This is a genomic window from Pedomonas sp. V897 (genome assembly GCF_051304405.1).
Taxonomy (GTDB): domain Bacteria; phylum Pseudomonadota; class Alphaproteobacteria; order Sphingomonadales; family Sphingomonadaceae; genus Pedomonas.
Genome location: NZ_JBPPGG010000002.1, coordinates 654,116 through 669,999, shown reverse-complemented (window position 1 = coordinate 669,999; position 15,884 = coordinate 654,116). Strand labels below are relative to the sequence as shown.

14 protein-coding genes are annotated in these 15,884 nt (G+C 66.3%); 6 read left to right on the top strand and 8 right to left on the bottom strand.

What is annotated here, in order from left to right; translation table 11 throughout:
• Positions 1 to 27: 27 nt before the first annotated feature.
• From ACSJJU_RS09045 to ACSJJU_RS09035, 3 genes are all read left to right on the top strand, one after another.
• A complete protein-coding gene (locus tag ACSJJU_RS09045) occupies positions 28 to 459 on the top strand; it encodes an NUDIX domain-containing protein (RefSeq protein WP_435915039.1) in 432 nt (143 codons plus the stop codon).
• Positions 417 to 983 carry a CYTH domain-containing protein gene (locus ACSJJU_RS09040; RefSeq protein WP_435915084.1) on the top strand — a complete coding sequence of 189 codons (567 nt, stop codon included), beginning with the start codon at positions 417 to 419 and terminating at the stop codon, positions 981 to 983. The genes ACSJJU_RS09045 and ACSJJU_RS09040 overlap by 43 nt, the downstream gene beginning before the upstream one ends.
• Before the next feature lie 95 nt (positions 984 to 1,078).
• Positions 1,079 to 2,710, top strand: coding sequence for a long-chain fatty acid--CoA ligase (locus ACSJJU_RS09035; protein ID WP_435915038.1), 1,632 nt, complete (start codon positions 1,079 to 1,081; stop codon positions 2,708 to 2,710).
• A gap of 274 nt (positions 2,711 to 2,984) precedes the next feature.
• Here ACSJJU_RS09035 and ACSJJU_RS09030 read toward each other — a convergent pair whose 3' ends face one another.
• Positions 2,985 to 3,950: an L-threonylcarbamoyladenylate synthase gene (locus ACSJJU_RS09030; RefSeq protein WP_435915036.1), complete on the bottom strand. Its 966-nt coding sequence runs from the start codon at positions 3,948 to 3,950 to the stop codon at positions 2,985 to 2,987.
• A gap of 46 nt (positions 3,951 to 3,996) precedes the next feature.
• Here ACSJJU_RS09030 and ACSJJU_RS09025 point away from each other — a divergent pair, with 46 nt between their 5' ends.
• Complete coding sequence (locus tag ACSJJU_RS09025; RefSeq protein ID WP_435915083.1) at positions 3,997 to 5,820, top strand: acyl-CoA dehydrogenase; 1,824 nt, start codon at positions 3,997 to 3,999, stop codon at positions 5,818 to 5,820.
• Positions 5,821 to 6,006: 186 nt separating this feature from the next.
• On the opposite strand, the gene ACSJJU_RS09020 is transcribed toward ACSJJU_RS09025, so the two are convergent.
• From ACSJJU_RS09020 to ACSJJU_RS09005, 4 genes are all read right to left on the bottom strand, one after another.
• Entirely contained in the window at positions 6,007 to 6,315 is a 309-nt protein-coding gene (locus tag ACSJJU_RS09020) for a hypothetical protein (protein WP_435915035.1), read from the bottom strand.
• A gap of 233 nt (positions 6,316 to 6,548) precedes the next feature.
• Entirely contained in the window at positions 6,549 to 7,316 is a 768-nt protein-coding gene (locus ACSJJU_RS09015; RefSeq protein ID WP_435915034.1) for a 2OG-Fe(II) oxygenase, read from the bottom strand.
• Positions 7,313 to 9,289 (bottom strand): DNA topoisomerase IV subunit B, encoded by a 1,977-nt coding sequence (parE, locus tag ACSJJU_RS09010; protein ID WP_435915032.1) that lies wholly within the window; start codon positions 9,287 to 9,289, stop codon positions 7,313 to 7,315. The genes ACSJJU_RS09015 and parE overlap by 4 nt, the downstream gene beginning before the upstream one ends.
• A 109-nt stretch (positions 9,290 to 9,398) precedes the next feature.
• Positions 9,399 to 10,082, bottom strand: coding sequence for a hypothetical protein (locus ACSJJU_RS09005; RefSeq protein WP_435915031.1), 684 nt, complete (start codon positions 10,080 to 10,082; stop codon positions 9,399 to 9,401).
• A gap of 646 nt (positions 10,083 to 10,728) precedes the next feature.
• Here ACSJJU_RS09005 and ACSJJU_RS09000 point away from each other — a divergent pair.
• Positions 10,729 to 11,457, top strand: coding sequence for a TorF family putative porin (locus tag ACSJJU_RS09000; RefSeq protein ID WP_435915030.1), 729 nt, complete (start codon positions 10,729 to 10,731; stop codon positions 11,455 to 11,457).
• 359 nt (positions 11,458 to 11,816) lie between these two features.
• Here ACSJJU_RS09000 and glnA read toward each other — a convergent pair whose 3' ends face one another.
• Together glnA and ACSJJU_RS08990 are read right to left on the bottom strand one after the other, a co-directional pair.
• Entirely contained in the window at positions 11,817 to 13,235 is a 1,419-nt protein-coding gene (gene glnA / locus ACSJJU_RS08995; protein ID WP_435915029.1) for a type I glutamate--ammonia ligase, read from the bottom strand.
• A 64-nt stretch (positions 13,236 to 13,299) separates the two neighbouring features.
• The gene (locus ACSJJU_RS08990; RefSeq protein ID WP_435915028.1) at positions 13,300 to 13,638 is read right to left on the bottom strand and encodes a P-II family nitrogen regulator; all 339 of its coding nucleotides are present in this window, start codon (positions 13,636 to 13,638) and stop codon (positions 13,300 to 13,302) included.
• Positions 13,639 to 14,023: 385 nt separating this feature from the next.
• Between ACSJJU_RS08990 and ACSJJU_RS08985 the strand changes: the two genes are divergently transcribed.
• Positions 14,024 to 14,788: a sugar phosphate nucleotidyltransferase gene (locus ACSJJU_RS08985; RefSeq protein WP_435915027.1), complete on the top strand. Its 765-nt coding sequence runs from the start codon at positions 14,024 to 14,026 to the stop codon at positions 14,786 to 14,788.
• A 599-nt stretch (positions 14,789 to 15,387) separates the two neighbouring features.
• Here the strand turns inward: ACSJJU_RS08985 and ACSJJU_RS08980 are convergent.
• Positions 15,388 to 15,825, bottom strand: a complete 438-nt coding sequence (locus tag ACSJJU_RS08980) for an HIT family protein (protein ID WP_435915026.1) — start codon at positions 15,823 to 15,825, stop codon at positions 15,388 to 15,390.
• Between the last annotated feature and the right edge of the window lie 59 nt (positions 15,826 to 15,884).

Sequence of the window (15,884 nt, the reverse complement as noted above, 5' to 3'; positions counted from 1 at the left end):
ATTGATCGTCCCGCAGGAGGGGACAACATGGTTTTGAGATGGGAACCGAGGGCGGAGGACGGGCAGGCCCTGGCCGCCTCCGTCAAGCTGGTCTGTCCCAGGGCGGGCCGGGCGCTGGTGCTGCGCCAGGCCGATGGCCGCTGGGATCTGCCGGGCGGTCATCTGGAAGCCGGGGAGACGACGAGGGACGCGCTCGCCCGCGAGGTGCGGGAGGAGCTGGGGCTCTCCCTGCCCGAGATCGCGCCCATGGGGGAGTGGCTCTACCTGCGGCCTCACAAGCCGCCCCGGCTCATCGTGTTTTACCGGCTGGCGCAGGACGCGCCGTTCGACCTCGCTCACATCAGTCTCAGCGACGAGCACAGCGGCGCCATCTGGGCGGCCGCCGACGATCTGGACGGGCTTGACATGCCTGCCGGATTTCGGGACGCAATTCGTTCCGTCCTGTCTGGTCGCGGCTGAGCGAGGCGTCTATCCCCAAGTATCTTGAAATCGAGCGGCGGTTTCTCGTGCGCAGCGAGACCTGGCCGCAACCGTTCCGCAGCGCACAGGTGCGGCAGGTCTACCTAAACCAGCGGGAGGATCTCTCCGTGCGGGTGCGCGCGATGGACGAGCGCTTCTTCCTCACGCTGAAGGCCGGCGTCTCCTCCGGCACCCGGCAGGAGTTCGAGTGGCCGATCCCGCCCGAGGACGGAGCCGCCATCCTCGAGAGGCTGGCCCCGCTGCCGCCGATCGAGAAGACGCGCCACTATGTGCGCGATCACGGCCGGGTGTGGGAGGTGGACGTGTTCGAGGGGCGCAACCGGGGCCTCATCATCGCCGAGACCGAGCTGCACGCCATCGACGAGCCCCTGACGCTGCCGGACTGGATCGGCCCCGAGGTGACCGACGACCGGCGACTCACCAACAACGCCCTCTATCGCCATGCCTTCGCCGACTGGGGCATGACCTACGCCGAACTGGTCGCGGAACTGGATCAGAAATAGGGGGGTGGGGTGCCCCCTCCCGGGCGGCGTTGCCGTTGTCCATCCGCGAGTGTTAGCCTGTCCCAATAGAATAGACATTCCATGGGGAGGCGCAGATGTCGGGACGGATGCAGGATTGGCCCCTGCTGATATGGCGGCTGATCGAACACGCGGCAATCGCCCATGGCGGGCAGGAAATCGTGACCGCGACGGTGGAGGGGGAACGCCACCGCTACACCTGGGCGGACTGCCGGCATCGCGCCCGGCAACTGGCCGAGGCGCTGACGCGGCTGGGCGTCCGCACGGGGGACCGGGTCGGCTCGCTGGCCTGGAACACCCACCGGCACCTGGAGGCCTGGTTCGCCGTCTCCGGCATGGGGGCGGTGATGCACACCATCAACCCGCGCCTGTTCGCCGAGCAGCTGGTCTACATCATCAACCACGCCGAGGACACGGTGCTGATGCTGGACCTCAGCTTCGTGCCGCTGGTCGAGAAGCTGGCGCCGCGGCTGACGACGGTGAAGACCTACATCCTGCTCACCGACCGCGCCCACATGCCCGAGACCAGCCTGCCGAACGTGCTGTGCTACGAGGAGCTGCTGGCGGCGGAGCCCGGCGCCTTCCGCTGGCCGGAGATGGACGAGACCACCCCCGCCGGGCTGTGCTACACCTCCGGCACCACGGGCAACCCCAAGGGCGTGCTCTACACCCACCGCTCGACGGTGCTGCACACCCTGCTCATCAGCCTGGCCGACACCATGGGGCTGACCTCGTCCGGCATCACCATGCCGGTGGTGCCCATGTTCCACGCCAACGCCTGGGGCGTGCCCTACAGCGCGGCGGCGGTGGGGGCCAAGCTGGTGCTGAACGGCCCGAATTTCGACCCGGCGACCCTGCAACGGCTCATCATCGAGGAGGGCGTCACCTCCACGGCGGCGGTGCCCACCATCTGGCTCGGTATGCTCCAGCACCTGGAGAAGACCGGCACGGACCTCGGGCCGCTGGAGCGTCTGGTGATCGGCGGCGCCGCCGCACCGCGCGTGATGATCGAGACCTTCGAGAACCGCTACGGAATCAAGGTCTTCCACGCCTGGGGCATGACCGAGATGTCGCCGGTGGGCACCGTCGGCAGCCTGACGGCGGCGGCCGAGAAACTGCCACAGGAGCAGCAGATCGACCTCAAGTGCAAGCAGGGGCGGGCGATCTTCGGCGTCGATCTCAAGGTGACCGACGACGCGGGCAATACCCTGCCGCGCGACGGCCGCACGGCCGGGCACCTCAAGGTGCGCGGGCCCGCGGTGGTGGCGCGCTACTTCAAGGACGAGGGCGGGGACATCCTCGATGAGGAGAGCTTCTTCGATACCGGCGACGTGGCGACCATCGACGAGATGGGCTTCATCCAGATCACCGACCGGGCCAAGGACGTGATCAAGTCCGGCGGGGAGTGGATCTCCTCCATCGATCTGGAAAACGCCGCCGTCGGCCACCCGGCGGTCGCCGAGGCGGCGGTGATCGGCGTGCCCCATCCTAAGTGGGACGAACGGCCGCTGCTCATCGTCGTGCGCAAGCCGGGCGAAACCGTGGGGAAGGAGGATCTCCTCGCCTTCCTGCAAGGCAAGGTGGCCAAATGGTGGCTGCCCGACGACGTGGTGTTCGTGGACGAAATCCCCCACACCGCCACGGGCAAGATCAGCAAACTGGAACTGCGCCGCCAGTTCAAGGACTACAAACTCCCCACCGCCGCGTGAGGGGGTTGGGATAACGTATTGGAATTTTGACTGTTTTCATGCAGGAGGGGCTTACCCCTCCTGCACCTCCCATTCGTTTATACGGACGCGCGTGATCGCACTGGCGCGCCTGCTGCTCAAAGGGCGCGGCCCGATACATCCTCTTTTTTGATGGGTCGCAGCGGCTGACAACCGGGTGCCGGGAACACGTCCCCTCAAAGGAAAGGGAGGTGCAGGAGGGTCCAAGACCCTCCTGCAAAATCAAACCATTACTCAAAAATCTTCAAGCGAATCCTCACCGCGGCGCGGCGGCGCGGCGCAGGCGGTCGTTGATGGCGGCGCCGAGGCCGTGTTCGGGGATGGGGGCCACGGCGATGGCGGCGGCGTTGCTGTTCTCGGCGGCGTGGAGGGCGTCGAACAGGCGGGCGGCGGCTTCCACCAGGTCGCCGGTGGCGCTGAGGGTGAGATCGCCTTCGAAGCCGTTGAAGCCGATGTAGAATTCGCCTTCGCGCCGGGACTCGGCGTTGAGGCGGACCGGCTGGCGCGGGGCGTAGTGGCTGGTCATCTGGCCGGGCGCGTGGATCTTGCCTTCGGTCGCGGCGTGGACGGGGGCGAGCGCTTCGAGCGTCTCGCGGGCGATGGGGCCGGGGCGCAGCAGGCGCAGGGAGTCGCCCTCGACGGCGACGATGGTGGACTCGAGGCCGGCGTCGGTCGCGCCCCCGTCGAGGATGAGGGGGATGCGGCCGGCAAGGCCCGCCCGCACATGCTCTGCCCGGGTGGGGCTGATGCGCCCGGACGGGTTGGCGCTGGGGGCGGCAACGGGGCGGCCGAGCGCGCGGATCACCGCCTGCGCCACCGGGTGGGCGGGGCAGCGGATGGCAATGGTGGGCAGGCCCGCCTGCACCAGCCGCGCCGCCGGGCTGTCGGGACGGGCGGGCAGCACCAGCGTCAGGGGGCCCGGCCAGAATGCGTCCACAAGCCTCTTGGCCAGCGGGGGAAAGTCTGCCAGCCTAGCCGCCATCGCCAGGCCGTCGACGTGGACGATCAGGGGGTTGAACGACGGGCGGCCCTTGGCAGCATAGATCCGCGCCACCGCCTCGCCGTTGGTCGCGTCCGCCGCCAGACCGTAAACCGTCTCGGTGGGCAGGGCGACCAGATCCCCGCGCGCGAGCGTGGCGGCAGCAGCGGCGATGCCCGCTGCGTCCGCGGGGCGCACTTGGGTGTCGACCCCGTGGTCGTGAGGTGTTGCGTGCCCGGTCATCAGTGGCCGCTATACGGGCAGAGCGCCCGGAGCGCTACTGTTTGTGATGCGCCCAATTCGTCGCAGGAGAAGGTCCTTGAGCTATACCGCCCCGACCCAGGAACAGAAGTTCGTTCTGGAAACTATTGCAGGAATTGAGGAATTGGCTGGTCTGCCCGGCTTTGGCGACCTCAATGCGGACCTGGTCTCGGCGATCGTGGACGAAGCCGGAAAGTTCGCCGGGGAGGTGTTCGCCCCGCTCAACCGGGTGGGCGACGTGGAGGGCGCGCGCTGGGACGATGGCACGGTGACGCTGCCGCAGGGCTTCCGCGAGGCCTACCGGCAGTACGTGGAGGCAGGCTGGGGCTCGCTCACCGCCAGCCCGGCGTATGGCGGGCAGGGGCTGCCCTTCGCCCTGTCGGCGGCGGTGCAGGAAAGCCTGACCAGCGCCAACATGGCGTTCTCGCTGTGCCCCATGCTGACGCTGGGCGCGATCGAGGCGCTGGAGGCGCACGGCTCGGAGGAGCAGAAGGCGCTGTACCTGCCGCGTCTCGTCACGGGCGCGTGGTCCGGCACCATGAACCTGACCGAGCCGCAGGCGGGCTCGGACGTGGGCGCGCTCAAGACCCGGGCCGAGCCGCAGCCGGACGGCACCTGGCGGCTGAAGGGCCAGAAGATCTTCATCACCTGGGGCGAGCACGACTGCGCCGAGAACATCATCCACTTCGTGCTGGCCCGCACCCCGGGCGCGCCGGCGGGCACCAAGGGCATCTCGCTGTTCCTTGTCCCCAAGGTTCTGGTGAACCCGGACGGCAGCCTCGGGGAGCGCAACGACCTGCGCTGCGTCTCCATCGAGCACAAGCTGGGCATCCATGCCTCGCCCACCTGCGTGATGAGCTACGGCGATAACGACGCCTGCGTCGCCTATCTGGTGGGCGAGGAGAACGCCGGGATGCGGGCCATGTTCACCATGATGAACCATGCCCGCATCAACGTGGGGCTCCAGGGCGTTGCCATCGCCGAGCGGGCCTATCAGGGCGCGCTCGCCTACGCGCGGGAGCGGGTGCAGTCCGCGCGGCTCGGCGCGCCCTCCCGCGAGCCGGTGCGGATCATCGAGCACGCCGACGTGCGGCGGATGCTCCTGACCATGAAGGCGCGCGCGGAAGCGGTACGGGCGCTGGCCTACTTCAATGCGGCGGCGGTGGACCGGGGCGTCCACGGCGCGGACGAGGACGCCCGCCGCGCGGCCCGGGGGCTGGCGGACCTCCTGACCCCGCTCACCAAGTCCTACGCCACCGACACGGGCGTCGAGGTGTCGAGCCTCGCCATTCAGGTGTACGGCGGCATGGGCTTCATCGAGGAAACCGGCGCGGCCCAGCACCTGCGCGACGCCCGCATCACCCCGATCTACGAAGGCACCAACGGCATCCAGGCGCTCGACCTGGTGGGCCGCAAGCTGCCGATGGACGGCGGCGCGCACTGGCAGGGCCTGCTCGCCCGCATCCGCGCCTTCATCGGCACCCTGCCGCCGGAAAGCGCCCTCGCGCCGCTGCGGGAGTCGCTGGAAGCCGCGGCCAGGGACGTGGAAACCGCCGCCGAGTGGTTCCACACCCACGCCAATGCGCCCGACGACGTGGCGGGCAGCGCAACCCCGTTCCAGCGCCTGTTCGCCAGCACCGTGTGCGCCTGGCTGCTGGCCACCGAAGCGGCGGAGGCGGAGCGTCGGCTGGCCGCCGGGACCGGCGACGCCGCGTTCCTCAAGGCCAAGATCGTCACCGCCCGGTTCTACATCGAACAGATCCTGCCGCTGGACGTGGCGCTCCTGAAGCCGGTCCTGCGCGGTGCGGAGCTGCTCTACGCCCTCTCCGAGGACCAGTTCCTCGCCGCATGAGGCGGGGCGGGGGTCTTTCCTTCGGGAGGTATGGTTTGGTTTGCAGGGGGATCGCCGATCCCCCTGCGACCCCCGTTTCGATTCACAGGGCCGCGTTTCCGGTGCGAGGCGGGTAATGTTGGTGCAGTCGTTTAGCTGCGGCGAGATTGCGGGATTCAATGGAATGAAAAATGGATGTGCGATCTATCAAGGTTGCGTCCGTCCAGATGATTTGAGAAATTCTTCCCCAATATTGCGTTGGGTTTCTGCACGACGTGCGGCGAAAAACGCTTCAACTTCTTCATTGGTAAAAACACGACCGGCTTTACTGTCGTCGAATCCTGCCTGAATGTCCCGGAGAAGCTGGGCATCAGGATGGTCCTCCGGCTGACGGGAGGCGAGGTGGGCCCATACCAACTGGCGCATCAGGTCCTCGGGTGCGAGGTGGTATTCCCGCGCGGCTTCTTCGAGCCTGCGGGCCAGATCGTCCTCAAGCTCGAAGGTCAAGGTGGCCATACGGACGCCTTCTGCTTTTAACTGAAACAAGAGTAACCCTTTTGCCGGCAACCGCCAACGACGCCATGGTCGAAGGGTGTCGGACAGGCCGTGGATGGAGCAGCCGGGGACGGAGAGGGCGCGGCGGCGGATGCCGCGCCGGGGCGGTTTAAGGAATGGGAGGTTGTCAGGAGGGTCTGCGACCCTCCTGACGTAACGAAACAAAATCAAAGACTTGAAAAGAAAACCGCGCCCTATTTGTTGCGGAACCAGCCGGTGAGGGCGAAGCGGCCCGGCGGGGCGAAGGTGGGCACGTAGCTGACGCTGTGCCGCTGCGGCACGGCGAACATGTTGAGCGTGTTGAAGGCGGGCTTGAAGCCCTGCGTGACGTTGCCCTCGTCGTCGTAGAACAGGAGGTAGCCGCCGAAGTCTTCCTTCCACTCCTTGCACATGTTGAGCACGTAGGCGACGCGCCAGCCATCCTGGACGTGGCTGTCGGTGTGGAGGAACAGGAACTGGTTGCGGCTGTAGTAGGTGGCCTGGGCGTCCGCCTTCAGCAGGTCATCGAAGCCGGTGACATGGCGCACGAGGCCGGTGACGGCGTCGCTGTTCACGTACTCGATCCAGCGGTGGACGTAGAGGTGCCGGTTCCGGTTCGCCAGATAGTCGTCGAGGATCGGGTAGCAGTTGTAGGCGTAGGAGTATTCGCCGTTGCCCGCCCGCTGGAGAATGCCGCTGATGAGCTGGTGCTGCTCCTGCGGCGGCAGCTTGGCCAGCTCCTCGCGGCTGATGAAGCGGGGCTCGCCGTTCTCGTTGTAGGCGAGGCCGTAGGGCGTCTCGCGGGCGAGGGCGAAGTACAGCCGCTCGGCGGTCTCCGGTGCCAGCACGTTGCGGATCTGGATGCGCCGGTTGCGGGCGAATTCCGCGCGCAGCGCATCCAGATCAAGCTCGGGATTGATCGCGAACGGCACGTCCCCCTCGACAGGGAGAAAGCCGAACCAGGGCGCTTCGCCGGATTTCATATGTCCACGTTCTCCACGAACTTGGCGTGCGACTGGATGAAGTTGAAGCGGTGTTCCGGCTTCTTGCCCATCAGCCGGTCGACGAGGGTGCGGACCTCGGCGCGCTCCTCATACTCCTCCGGCAGGGTGACGCGCAGGAGCGTGCGGTTCTTCGGGTCCATGGTGGTTTCCTTCAGCTGGGCGGGGGGCATTTCGCCCAGACCCTTGAACCGGCTGATCTCCACCTTGCCCTTGCCGCCCTTGAACACGGTCTTCATCAGTTCCTCGCGGTGGGCATCATCGCGCGCGTAGCGCACGGTGCCGCCCTGGGCGATGCGGTAGAGCGGCGGCTGGGCGAGGTACAGGTGGCCGTCGCGCACCAGACCCGGCATCTCCTGGAAGAAGAAGGTCATCAGCAGGGTGGCGATGTGGGCGCCGTCCACGTCGGCGTCCGTCATGATGATGATCTTCTCGTAGCGCAGCTGGGCGGGGTCGTAGCGGTCCCGGGTGCCGCAGCCGAGCGCGAGGATCAGGTCCTGCACTTCCTGGTTCTGGGCGATCTTGGCGGTGTTGGCCGAGGCCACGTTCAGGATCTTGCCGCGAATGGGCAGCACCGCCTGGAACTTGCGGTCGCGCGCCTGTTTGGCGGAGCCGCCCGCCGAGTCGCCCTCGACGATGAACAGCTCGGTGCCTTCCGAGGAATCGGAGGCGCAGTCGGTGAGCTTGCCCGGCAGGCGCAGGTTGCGCTTGGAGGTGGCGGTCTTGCGCTTCACCTCCTTCTCGGCCTTGCGGCGCAGGCGCTCGTCCACCCGGTCGAGGATGAAGCCCAGCAGCGCCTGGGCGCGCTTCTGGTCCTCGGTCAGCCAGTGGTCGAAGTGGTCGCGGATCGCCGATTCCACCAGCTTGGTGGCCTCGGGCGAGGTGAGGCGGTCCTTGGTCTGGCTCTGGAACTGCGGGTTGCGGATGAACACCGACAACAGCACCTCGGAGCCGCCCATCACGTCATCCGGCGTGATCTGGTCCGCCTTGCGCTGGCCGACCAGCGCGCCGAAACCCTTGAGGCCACGGCTCAGCGCCTGACGCAGGCCGGCCTCGTGGGTGCCGCCCTGGGGCGTCGGGATGGTGTTGCAGAAGTAGGTGCCGCCGCCTTCGCCGTAGACCGGCCAGGCCACCGCCCATTCGACCGAGCCCTGACCATCGGGGAAGTCGGCGCGCCCGGCGAAGATGTCGGACGTGACGCACTCCCGGTCGTCGATCACCTCCTTCAAGTGGTCGGCCAGGCCGCCGGGGAACTGGAACACGGCCTCGGGCGGGATCTCCTCGCCCTTCAGCAGCTCGGGCGCGCACTTCCAGCGGATCTCGACGCCGGCGAAGAGGTACGCCTTGGAGCGGGCGAGGCGGTACAGCCGCACCGGCTTGAAGCGCAGGTCCGGCCCGAAGATCTCCGTGTCCGGCAGGAAGGTGATGCGGGTGCCGCGCCGGTTGGGCGCCGCGCCCACTTCCTCCAGCCGGGAGGTGGGATGGCCGCGCGAATAGGTCTGGCGGTAGAGCTTGCGGTCGCGCGCCACCTCGATGACCAGCTCCGAGGACAGGGCGTTCACCACCGAGAGGCCGACGCCGTGCAGACCGCCGGAGGTGGCGTAGGCTTTGTCCGAGAACTTGCCGCCCGAGTGGAGGGTGGTGAGGATCACCTCCAGCGCCGACTGCTTCGGGTACTTGGGGTGCGGGTCGATGGGGATGCCGCGCCCGTTGTCCGAGATGGAGAGCGAGCCATCGGCCGCCAGCTCCACCTCGATGCGGTTGGCGTGGCCGGCCACCGCCTCGTCCATGGCGTTGTCCAGAATCTCGGCGGCGAGGTGGTGGTAGGCCCGGTCATCCGTGCCGCCGATGTACATGCCCGGCCGGCGGCGCACCGGCTCGAGGCCCTCGAGAACTTCGATATCCTTGGCGGTGTAGGCCGTTGCCGCTGCCGCCTGCGAGAACAGATCCGTCATGTAACCGCTTATAGGGGAGGCGAGGCACAGACGACAACGTGCTGTTGACGTGCACCGTGCATTGACCGCTCCGTGTCCAAGGTTGAAGGTTTGGGCGCGGATAAGAACATTAATCGAACAGGGCGTCAATGGCGTCCTGGTCGAGGAGCGTGCCGTCCGCCGCGTCCGCGCCATCGGCTGGCGAATCCGGCGCGAGCGGAAGGCCATCGCCCCGGAGCGTGCCGGGGTGCCCGGGCAGGGCGGCCGCGCCCGCATCCCCCGCCACGGCCGGGGCGGCCGTGCCCGCCGCCCGCGGCGCGCCGAGGTCCGCCCGGGCGCGGGCGAACAGGGTGTCCACCTGCGCCTGCGAGCCCAGGGTTCCGCCGCCGTTGATGAGGCCGCTGGCGTGGACAATGGCCGCCTGAAGCTCCGCCGCCAGCGCCCGGATCGCTCCGGTGTCCGGCGCGGAGTCGCCCAGCAGGGCCCGGATGCCGCTGGCGGCCACGCTGTTGAGCACGCCGATCGCCGCGTCGAACTCGGCGCGGACGGGGGCAGGGCTCAGGTGGTAGGCCTCCACCACCAGCGCCGAATCCCGGAAGCCGCTGGCGGCAAAATGGGCATCGTAGCTGCGCGGCTCCCAGTCCCGCAGTTCCTCCAGCAGGTCGGGATCGTCCGCCGCCAGGTCCAGCAGCATGGACAGCTCGTTGTACTGGTTGAGAAAGTCGGTGGAGAGGCCCGTGTCCGGGTTGACCGTGCGCACGTGGGCGGCGATCCAGGCAAGCCTGTCCTGCGGATCGGCCTCGAGCGCAAGCAAAACGCCCTCAGCGCCGGAATCCGGCCTCGGCCTCAAGGCTGCATGGGGGCGCGCTGCTGTCACGTCAGTCCAATCTCGTCCGCCACTTTGAAATAAATCATCTAGACCAATGGCTCGAGCAACCACCATGGAAGAAGGTTGGTAAAGACCGCATTAAAAATCCGAAATCGAGGTGAGGCCGCGGGCCTCATCCCTCCCGCGCTCGGTCTTCCCCGGTCCCGTCCGTGTCGCTGTGCGGAAGAATTTGGGTGAAAGTGTAATTTTTGCATTGCAATGTAAATGATGCAGTGCAATATTGCTGTTCAGCCGAGAGGCGATTCTCCCCCAAGACTCTAATCTGGCCGGGCTCCTTAGTCCGGCCTCTTTTTTTGTCCGCGAGACGGGGGCCGCACCCCACCGTCGGGGGGGTGGTCGGCGAATTTAGTGTGACCCGATTACAACAAATCCTTGATGTATCAGTTTGGCAACATCTTCTCCTCTTGTGCAACGCACACAAATCTTTGACGGTATAGTGACTGGCCAGTAACGGTCGCCCTGAGGGGGCCTTGAACGGTCGGCCGGGGGTGTCCGCTGTTGCGTTTGCTTCTTTCGATCGCACTGCCAAAGGGGTGGCAGTACTGGGAGCTCTAGGAGAGGAGACAGGAAGATGTTGAGGAAGTCTGTAACGGTGGCGATTCTTGCGGCAACGGCGCTGGCCAGCGGGGTAACGGCGGCTCAGGCGCAGGAAAGCGGGCCGCTGACGGTGAGCGCCAACGCCGGCGTGGTGTCGGACTACCGGTTCCGCGGCGTGTCGCAGACCGAAGAGAGCGTCGCCCTGCAGGGCGGCCTCGACGCGAACCTTGCGCTGAGCGAGACGGTCAGCCTCTATGCCGGCACCTGGGGGTCGACCGGCGACAAGGACACCATCGGCGCGTCGGAGATCGACGTGTACGGCGGCATCACCGGCTCGTCCGGTCTGGTGAACTGGACCCTCGGCGCCATCGGCTACCTCTATGCGGACGCCAAGGGCCTGGATTACTGGGAAATCAACGGCGAAGTCGGCACGGAACTGGGCCCGGTGAGCGCGGCGGTCGGCATCTACTACGCGCCGGATCAGGCCAATCTTGGCGACAAGGACGGCGTCTACGTCTACACCAACCTGGGTGTGGCGGTGCCGAACACCCCGATCACCCTGAATGCGACCGTCGGCTACGAGGACAACGCCTTCTGGAACAGCAAGTGGGACTGGAGCCTGGGCGCTTCGGTTTCCTACCAGAAGTTCACCTTCGGCGTGGCCTACGTCGACACCAACAAGCGGTCGCCGTACTTCAAGAACGCGAAGGTCCACAACGCGTCTGACGCGGCGATCATCTTCTCGGTCGGCGCCAGCTTCTGATCCGACCAGGCAGTATCGCCAATGCAGCACGGCCCGGGTTTCCCGGGCCGTTTTGCTTTGGGTTGCAAGGCGTCTTTTGCTGCACTGCAATATGACGCGCGCGGGAGGGGTGTGTCCCAAAAGCCTCTGTTGGTCGCGCAATATTGTTGCGTCCTGGACACGGTGGTACGGGGGGTGTCACAGGGGTGGTCCGGCACCCGGAATCGGGGTCCGCATCCCCGCGCCGGGAGCGCGGCGGGATGCCAGGGCAGGGCGCGCGGTCAGGGCAGGGGGCGTTGTGCGTTGCAACATGGCGGGCAAAACAAAGCCCGACCGGTAGAACCGGCCGGGCTTCGTCCGTCGAGAATGAGAAGCGCGGATCAGGCGCTGTAGTACATGTCGAACTCGACCGGGTGCGGGGTGGTCTCGTAGCGATCCACCTCTTCCATCTTCAGCGCGATGTAGCTGTCGATGAAGTCGTCGGTGAACACGCCGCCCTTGGTGAAGACCTTGCGGCCCTTGTCGAGGGCCTGAAGGGCCTCGCGGAGCGAACCGCACACGGTCGGAACCTTCTTCAGCTCCCGCGGCGGCAGCTCGTAGAGGTTCTTGTCCATGGCCTCGCCCGGGTGGATCTTGTTCTCGATGCCGTCCAGACCCGCCATCATCAGGGCCGCATAGGCCAGGTACGGGTTGGCGGTCGGATCCGGGAAGCGGACCTCCACGCGCTTGGCCTTCGGCGACGCGCCGTACGGAATGCGGCAGGAGGCCGAGCGGTTGCGGCTGGAGTAGGCCAGCAGCACCGGCGCCTCATAGCCCGGCACCAGACGCTTGTAGGAGTTGGTGGTCGGGTTGGTGAAGGCGTTCAGCGCCTTGGCGTGCTTGATGATGCCGCCGATGTAGTACAGCGCGGTCTCCGACAGGCCGGCATAGCCGTTGCCGGCGAACAGCGGCTTGCCGTCCTTCCACAGCGACTGGTGCACGTGCATGCCCGAGCCGTTGTCGCCCTTGATCGGCTTCGGCATGAAGGTGGCCGTCTTGCCGTAGGAGTGGGCGACCATGTGCACCACGTACTTGTAGAGCTGCATGCGGTCGGCGGTGGTGGTGAGCGTGCCGAACATCAGGCCCAGCTCGTGCTGGGACGGCGCCACCTCGTGGTGGTGCTTGTCCATCGGCAGGCCCATCTCGAGGAGGGTCGCCACCATCTCCGAGCGCAGGTCATGGCCGCTGTCCACCGGCGCAACCGGGAAGTAGCCGCCCTTGACGCGCGGACGGTGGCCGAGGTTGCCCTCCGGATAGCTCCGGCCCGTGTTCATCGGCAGCTCGACGTCGTCCAGCGAGTAGCCGGCGCCGTTGTAGTCCACGTTGAACTTCACGTCGTCGAACACGAAGAACTCGGCTTCCGGGCCGACGAAGCAGGTGTCGCCGATCTTGGTGGACTGGAGGTAGGCCTCCGCCTTCTTGGCGATCGAGCGCGGGCAGCGGCCGTACAGCTCGCCGGTGGCGGGCTCGGCGATGTCGCAGAAGATCACCAGCATCGGCTGGGCAGAGAACGGATCGATGTAGACCGCATCCAGGTCCGGCACGAGCATCATGTCGGACTCGTTGATGGCCTTCCAGCCGGCAATGGACGAGCCGTCGAACATGAAGCCCTCGGTCAGGGTGTCGGCGTCGATCACCGTGGCGCTCATGGTCAGGTGCTGCCACTTGCCGCGGGGGTCGGTGAAGCGGAGATCAACCCAGGCGATCTCCTGCTCCTTGATCATGGTCAGTACCTTGTTCACGGCATCTTCGGTTGCCATTTGCGAATTCCTCTAGAGTCTTCGGTTGTGATTTGGCGGGTTGAGAGTTGAACCGGCTGTTGCGTCAGATCGCGTCGCTGCCGCGCTCGCCGGTGCGGATGCGGATTGCCTCGTCGATGGTCGAAATGAAGATCTTGCCGTCGCCGATGCGGCCGGTCTGGGCCGCCTGCTGAATGGCTTCCACCGCGCGCGGGGCAATGGCGTCGTCCACCACCACCTCGAGCTTTACCTTGGGCAGGAAGTCCACCACATACTCGGCGCCGCGGTAGAGTTCCGTATGTCCCTTCTGGCGGCCGAAGCCCTTGGCTTCGAGCACGGTGATGCCGGAGACGCCCACCTCGTGCAGCGCCTCCTTCACCTCGTCCAGCTTGAACGGTTTGATGATCGCTTCGATCTTTTTCACGCCGTATCGCTCCACCTGGCTGGTTCGGATGGTAGGTCTGGCGAGGGATATGCAAAACCCGTGCCACATGCCGGACGGGGCCAGACGCGGCTTTTTCGCGGCAGTTGCCCGGCCAGCGGCCGGCAATGCCTGCCAAATATGCTCAAAATTTAGGCAAGTGCCGCTTCGCTGGGCATGTGGGCCCCTGAGGTGGGCATCCGACGGGCAACCTGAAGGCGGCGGGCAGGGGAGAGTCACCGCAGGCAGGGGCACCGGCCGGTCGCTCCGAGCCCGGACATAATGGGGCAGGCCGAGACCCGGCGGGTCATGCCCGCGCCATGAGCGCGCCATAATTGCGAGGGAAGGTGCGGCTAATCATTAGGATTAATGCAAAGGCGTTTCTGCGATGCGTGCAATCATCCTGAGTGCGGGTCAGGGTTCGCGTCTGCTTCCCCTCACGGCGGAGCGTCCCAAGTGCCTGATCGAGTTTTCCGGCCGGACGCTGCTCGACTGGCAGATCGACGCACTGGCGGCCAACGGCGTGCGGGAGATTGTGGTTGTGGTCGGGTTCCAGGCCGCCAAGGTGGAGGCGCATCTGGCAGGCCGGAACGACGCCGGCGTGAAGATCACCACCCTGTTCAATCCCTTCTTCCAGGTGGCGGACAATCTGGGCTCGGTGTGGCTCACCCGCCCGTACATGATGCAGGGGGATTTCCTCATCCTCAACGGCGACACGCTGGTCACGCCCGAGCTGGTGGCCGACGTTCTGGCCGGTGCGCGGGAAGGCATCAACGTCACCATCGACGTGAAGCCGACCTACGACGCGGACGACATGAAGGTGGTGAAGACGCCCGAGGGCCGTCTGCTCGCCATCGGCAAGACCCTGCCGCTTGATCAGGTGAATGCGGAGTCCATCGGCTTCCTGGTGTTCAAGGGCTGGGGCGCAACCTGCTTCGCCGACGCGGTGGACGCGGTGATGCACACCGCCGAGGGCGTGAAGTCCTGGTACCTGCGGGTCATCGGCCGCATCGCCGAGACGCATGAAGTGAACACCGTCTCCATCGAGGGGCACTCGTGGGGTGAGGTGGACTTCCCCGCCGACGTGGCGCGCGCCCAGGCGCTGACGGCGCTGTGGGCGGGCGGCGAGGCGGAGGAGCGCCGCATCGCCTGACGGGCAGCGGCGGTTCCGGCGTTCTCCTTGCGGGCCCGGACTCTCTTCGACCCCGAGGGTCTTTGCTCTGGTGAGGCGCTGTGGTACTTTCAGGGCTGTGGTAATCGTTTCGATATGAACCACTTCCAAAAAGGCTTGGGCTTGCCGGAGCCCGGGCCTTTTTTATTGCGAGGCCTTTTATAGGTGGGTCCGGGGTGCCGGCCCCGAACCCTGACGCCGCTACTTCGAGCGGCAAACCTCCACGATCCTGAGAACAAGCATCGCGAAGGCAATCATCAGCGTTGCAGCGCCGATGATCAGTGTGGCGATCGTCTCGATACCTATAGTGACCACCTCCTTTGACGGCCGTGATTACGCCGTCGCGGGATGCGGCGACGCGGACCATCAAGGAGCCTTATAGCAGGAGGTCCCGGGTGGTTGCCTATGGAAATATAGTAATTTCAATATCTTAAATGGTGTGATGGCGCGGCGATGGCGTTGCTGCCTGGTCTGGGATCGGGCTCAGGGACGGGCGGCTGACACGGGCAGAGGCGGGGCAGGAGGGCCCGGGGCCCTCCCGCAAAGGGAAAGCAGAGATCAGAGCTCTGACAGGACGGGTTTCAGCCGCGCGCGGGCCACGTCTCCTTGAGGCAGTCCACCAGCCGGTGGATCTGGGCTTCATCGAGGGCGTGGGCGCTGCCAAGATCCGGCGTCTTCGGCCAGCCCGTGTCCGCCACGTTCACGCCCCGAATCTCGCGCTCGCCCGCATAGCGGGGGAAGACATGGAAGTGGACGTGGGGGTCCACCATCATCAGCATCAGGTAGTTGATCTTCTCGTAATCGACCACGGTCCGCAGGGTTGATTCGATGTCCCGTGTCACCTGCGCCAGCTCGGCGGAGGCGGCCGGGGGCAGGTCGGGAAAGGCGGTGGCCTCGGACTTCGCCGCGAGAATCAACGACCCCAGCGTCACCTGCGCGGGCCTGAGCAGAACCACCCAATGCTCGTAGGAGGCGATCTCGGTCCGGGGATATCCAAACTTTCGAATGGTTTCGTTCATTTTTTTGCTTCTTTCGTCATCCATCTCTTGACGCTCGGCGACTTCGCTCGTAATGACGC

Coding starts and splice junctions, on each gene's coding strand:
- ACSJJU_RS09015 (WP_435915034.1), bottom strand. CDS start 7,316: ATGAAATCCGGCGAAGCGCCCTGGTTCGGCTTTCTCCCTGTCGAGGGG.
- ACSJJU_RS09020 (WP_435915035.1), bottom strand. CDS start 6,315: ATGGCCACCTTGACCTTCGAGCTTGAGGACGATCTGGCCCGCAGGCTC.
- glnA (WP_435915029.1), bottom strand. CDS start 13,235: ATGGCAACCGAAGATGCCGTGAACAAGGTACTGACCATGATCAAGGAG.
- ACSJJU_RS08980 (WP_435915026.1), bottom strand. CDS start 15,825: ATGAACGAAACCATTCGAAAGTTTGGATATCCCCGGACCGAGATCGCC.
- ACSJJU_RS09045 (WP_435915039.1), top strand. CDS start 28: ATGGTTTTGAGATGGGAACCGAGGGCGGAGGACGGGCAGGCCCTGGCC.
- ACSJJU_RS09025 (WP_435915083.1), top strand. CDS start 3,997: ATGCGCCCAATTCGTCGCAGGAGAAGGTCCTTGAGCTATACCGCCCCG.
- parE (WP_435915032.1), bottom strand. CDS start 9,289: ATGACGGATCTGTTCTCGCAGGCGGCAGCGGCAACGGCCTACACCGCC.
- ACSJJU_RS09035 (WP_435915038.1), top strand. CDS start 1,079: ATGTCGGGACGGATGCAGGATTGGCCCCTGCTGATATGGCGGCTGATC.
- ACSJJU_RS09000 (WP_435915030.1), top strand. CDS start 10,729: ATGTTGAGGAAGTCTGTAACGGTGGCGATTCTTGCGGCAACGGCGCTG.
- ACSJJU_RS08985 (WP_435915027.1), top strand. CDS start 14,024: ATGCGTGCAATCATCCTGAGTGCGGGTCAGGGTTCGCGTCTGCTTCCC.
- ACSJJU_RS09030 (WP_435915036.1), bottom strand. CDS start 3,950: ATGACCGGGCACGCAACACCTCACGACCACGGGGTCGACACCCAAGTG.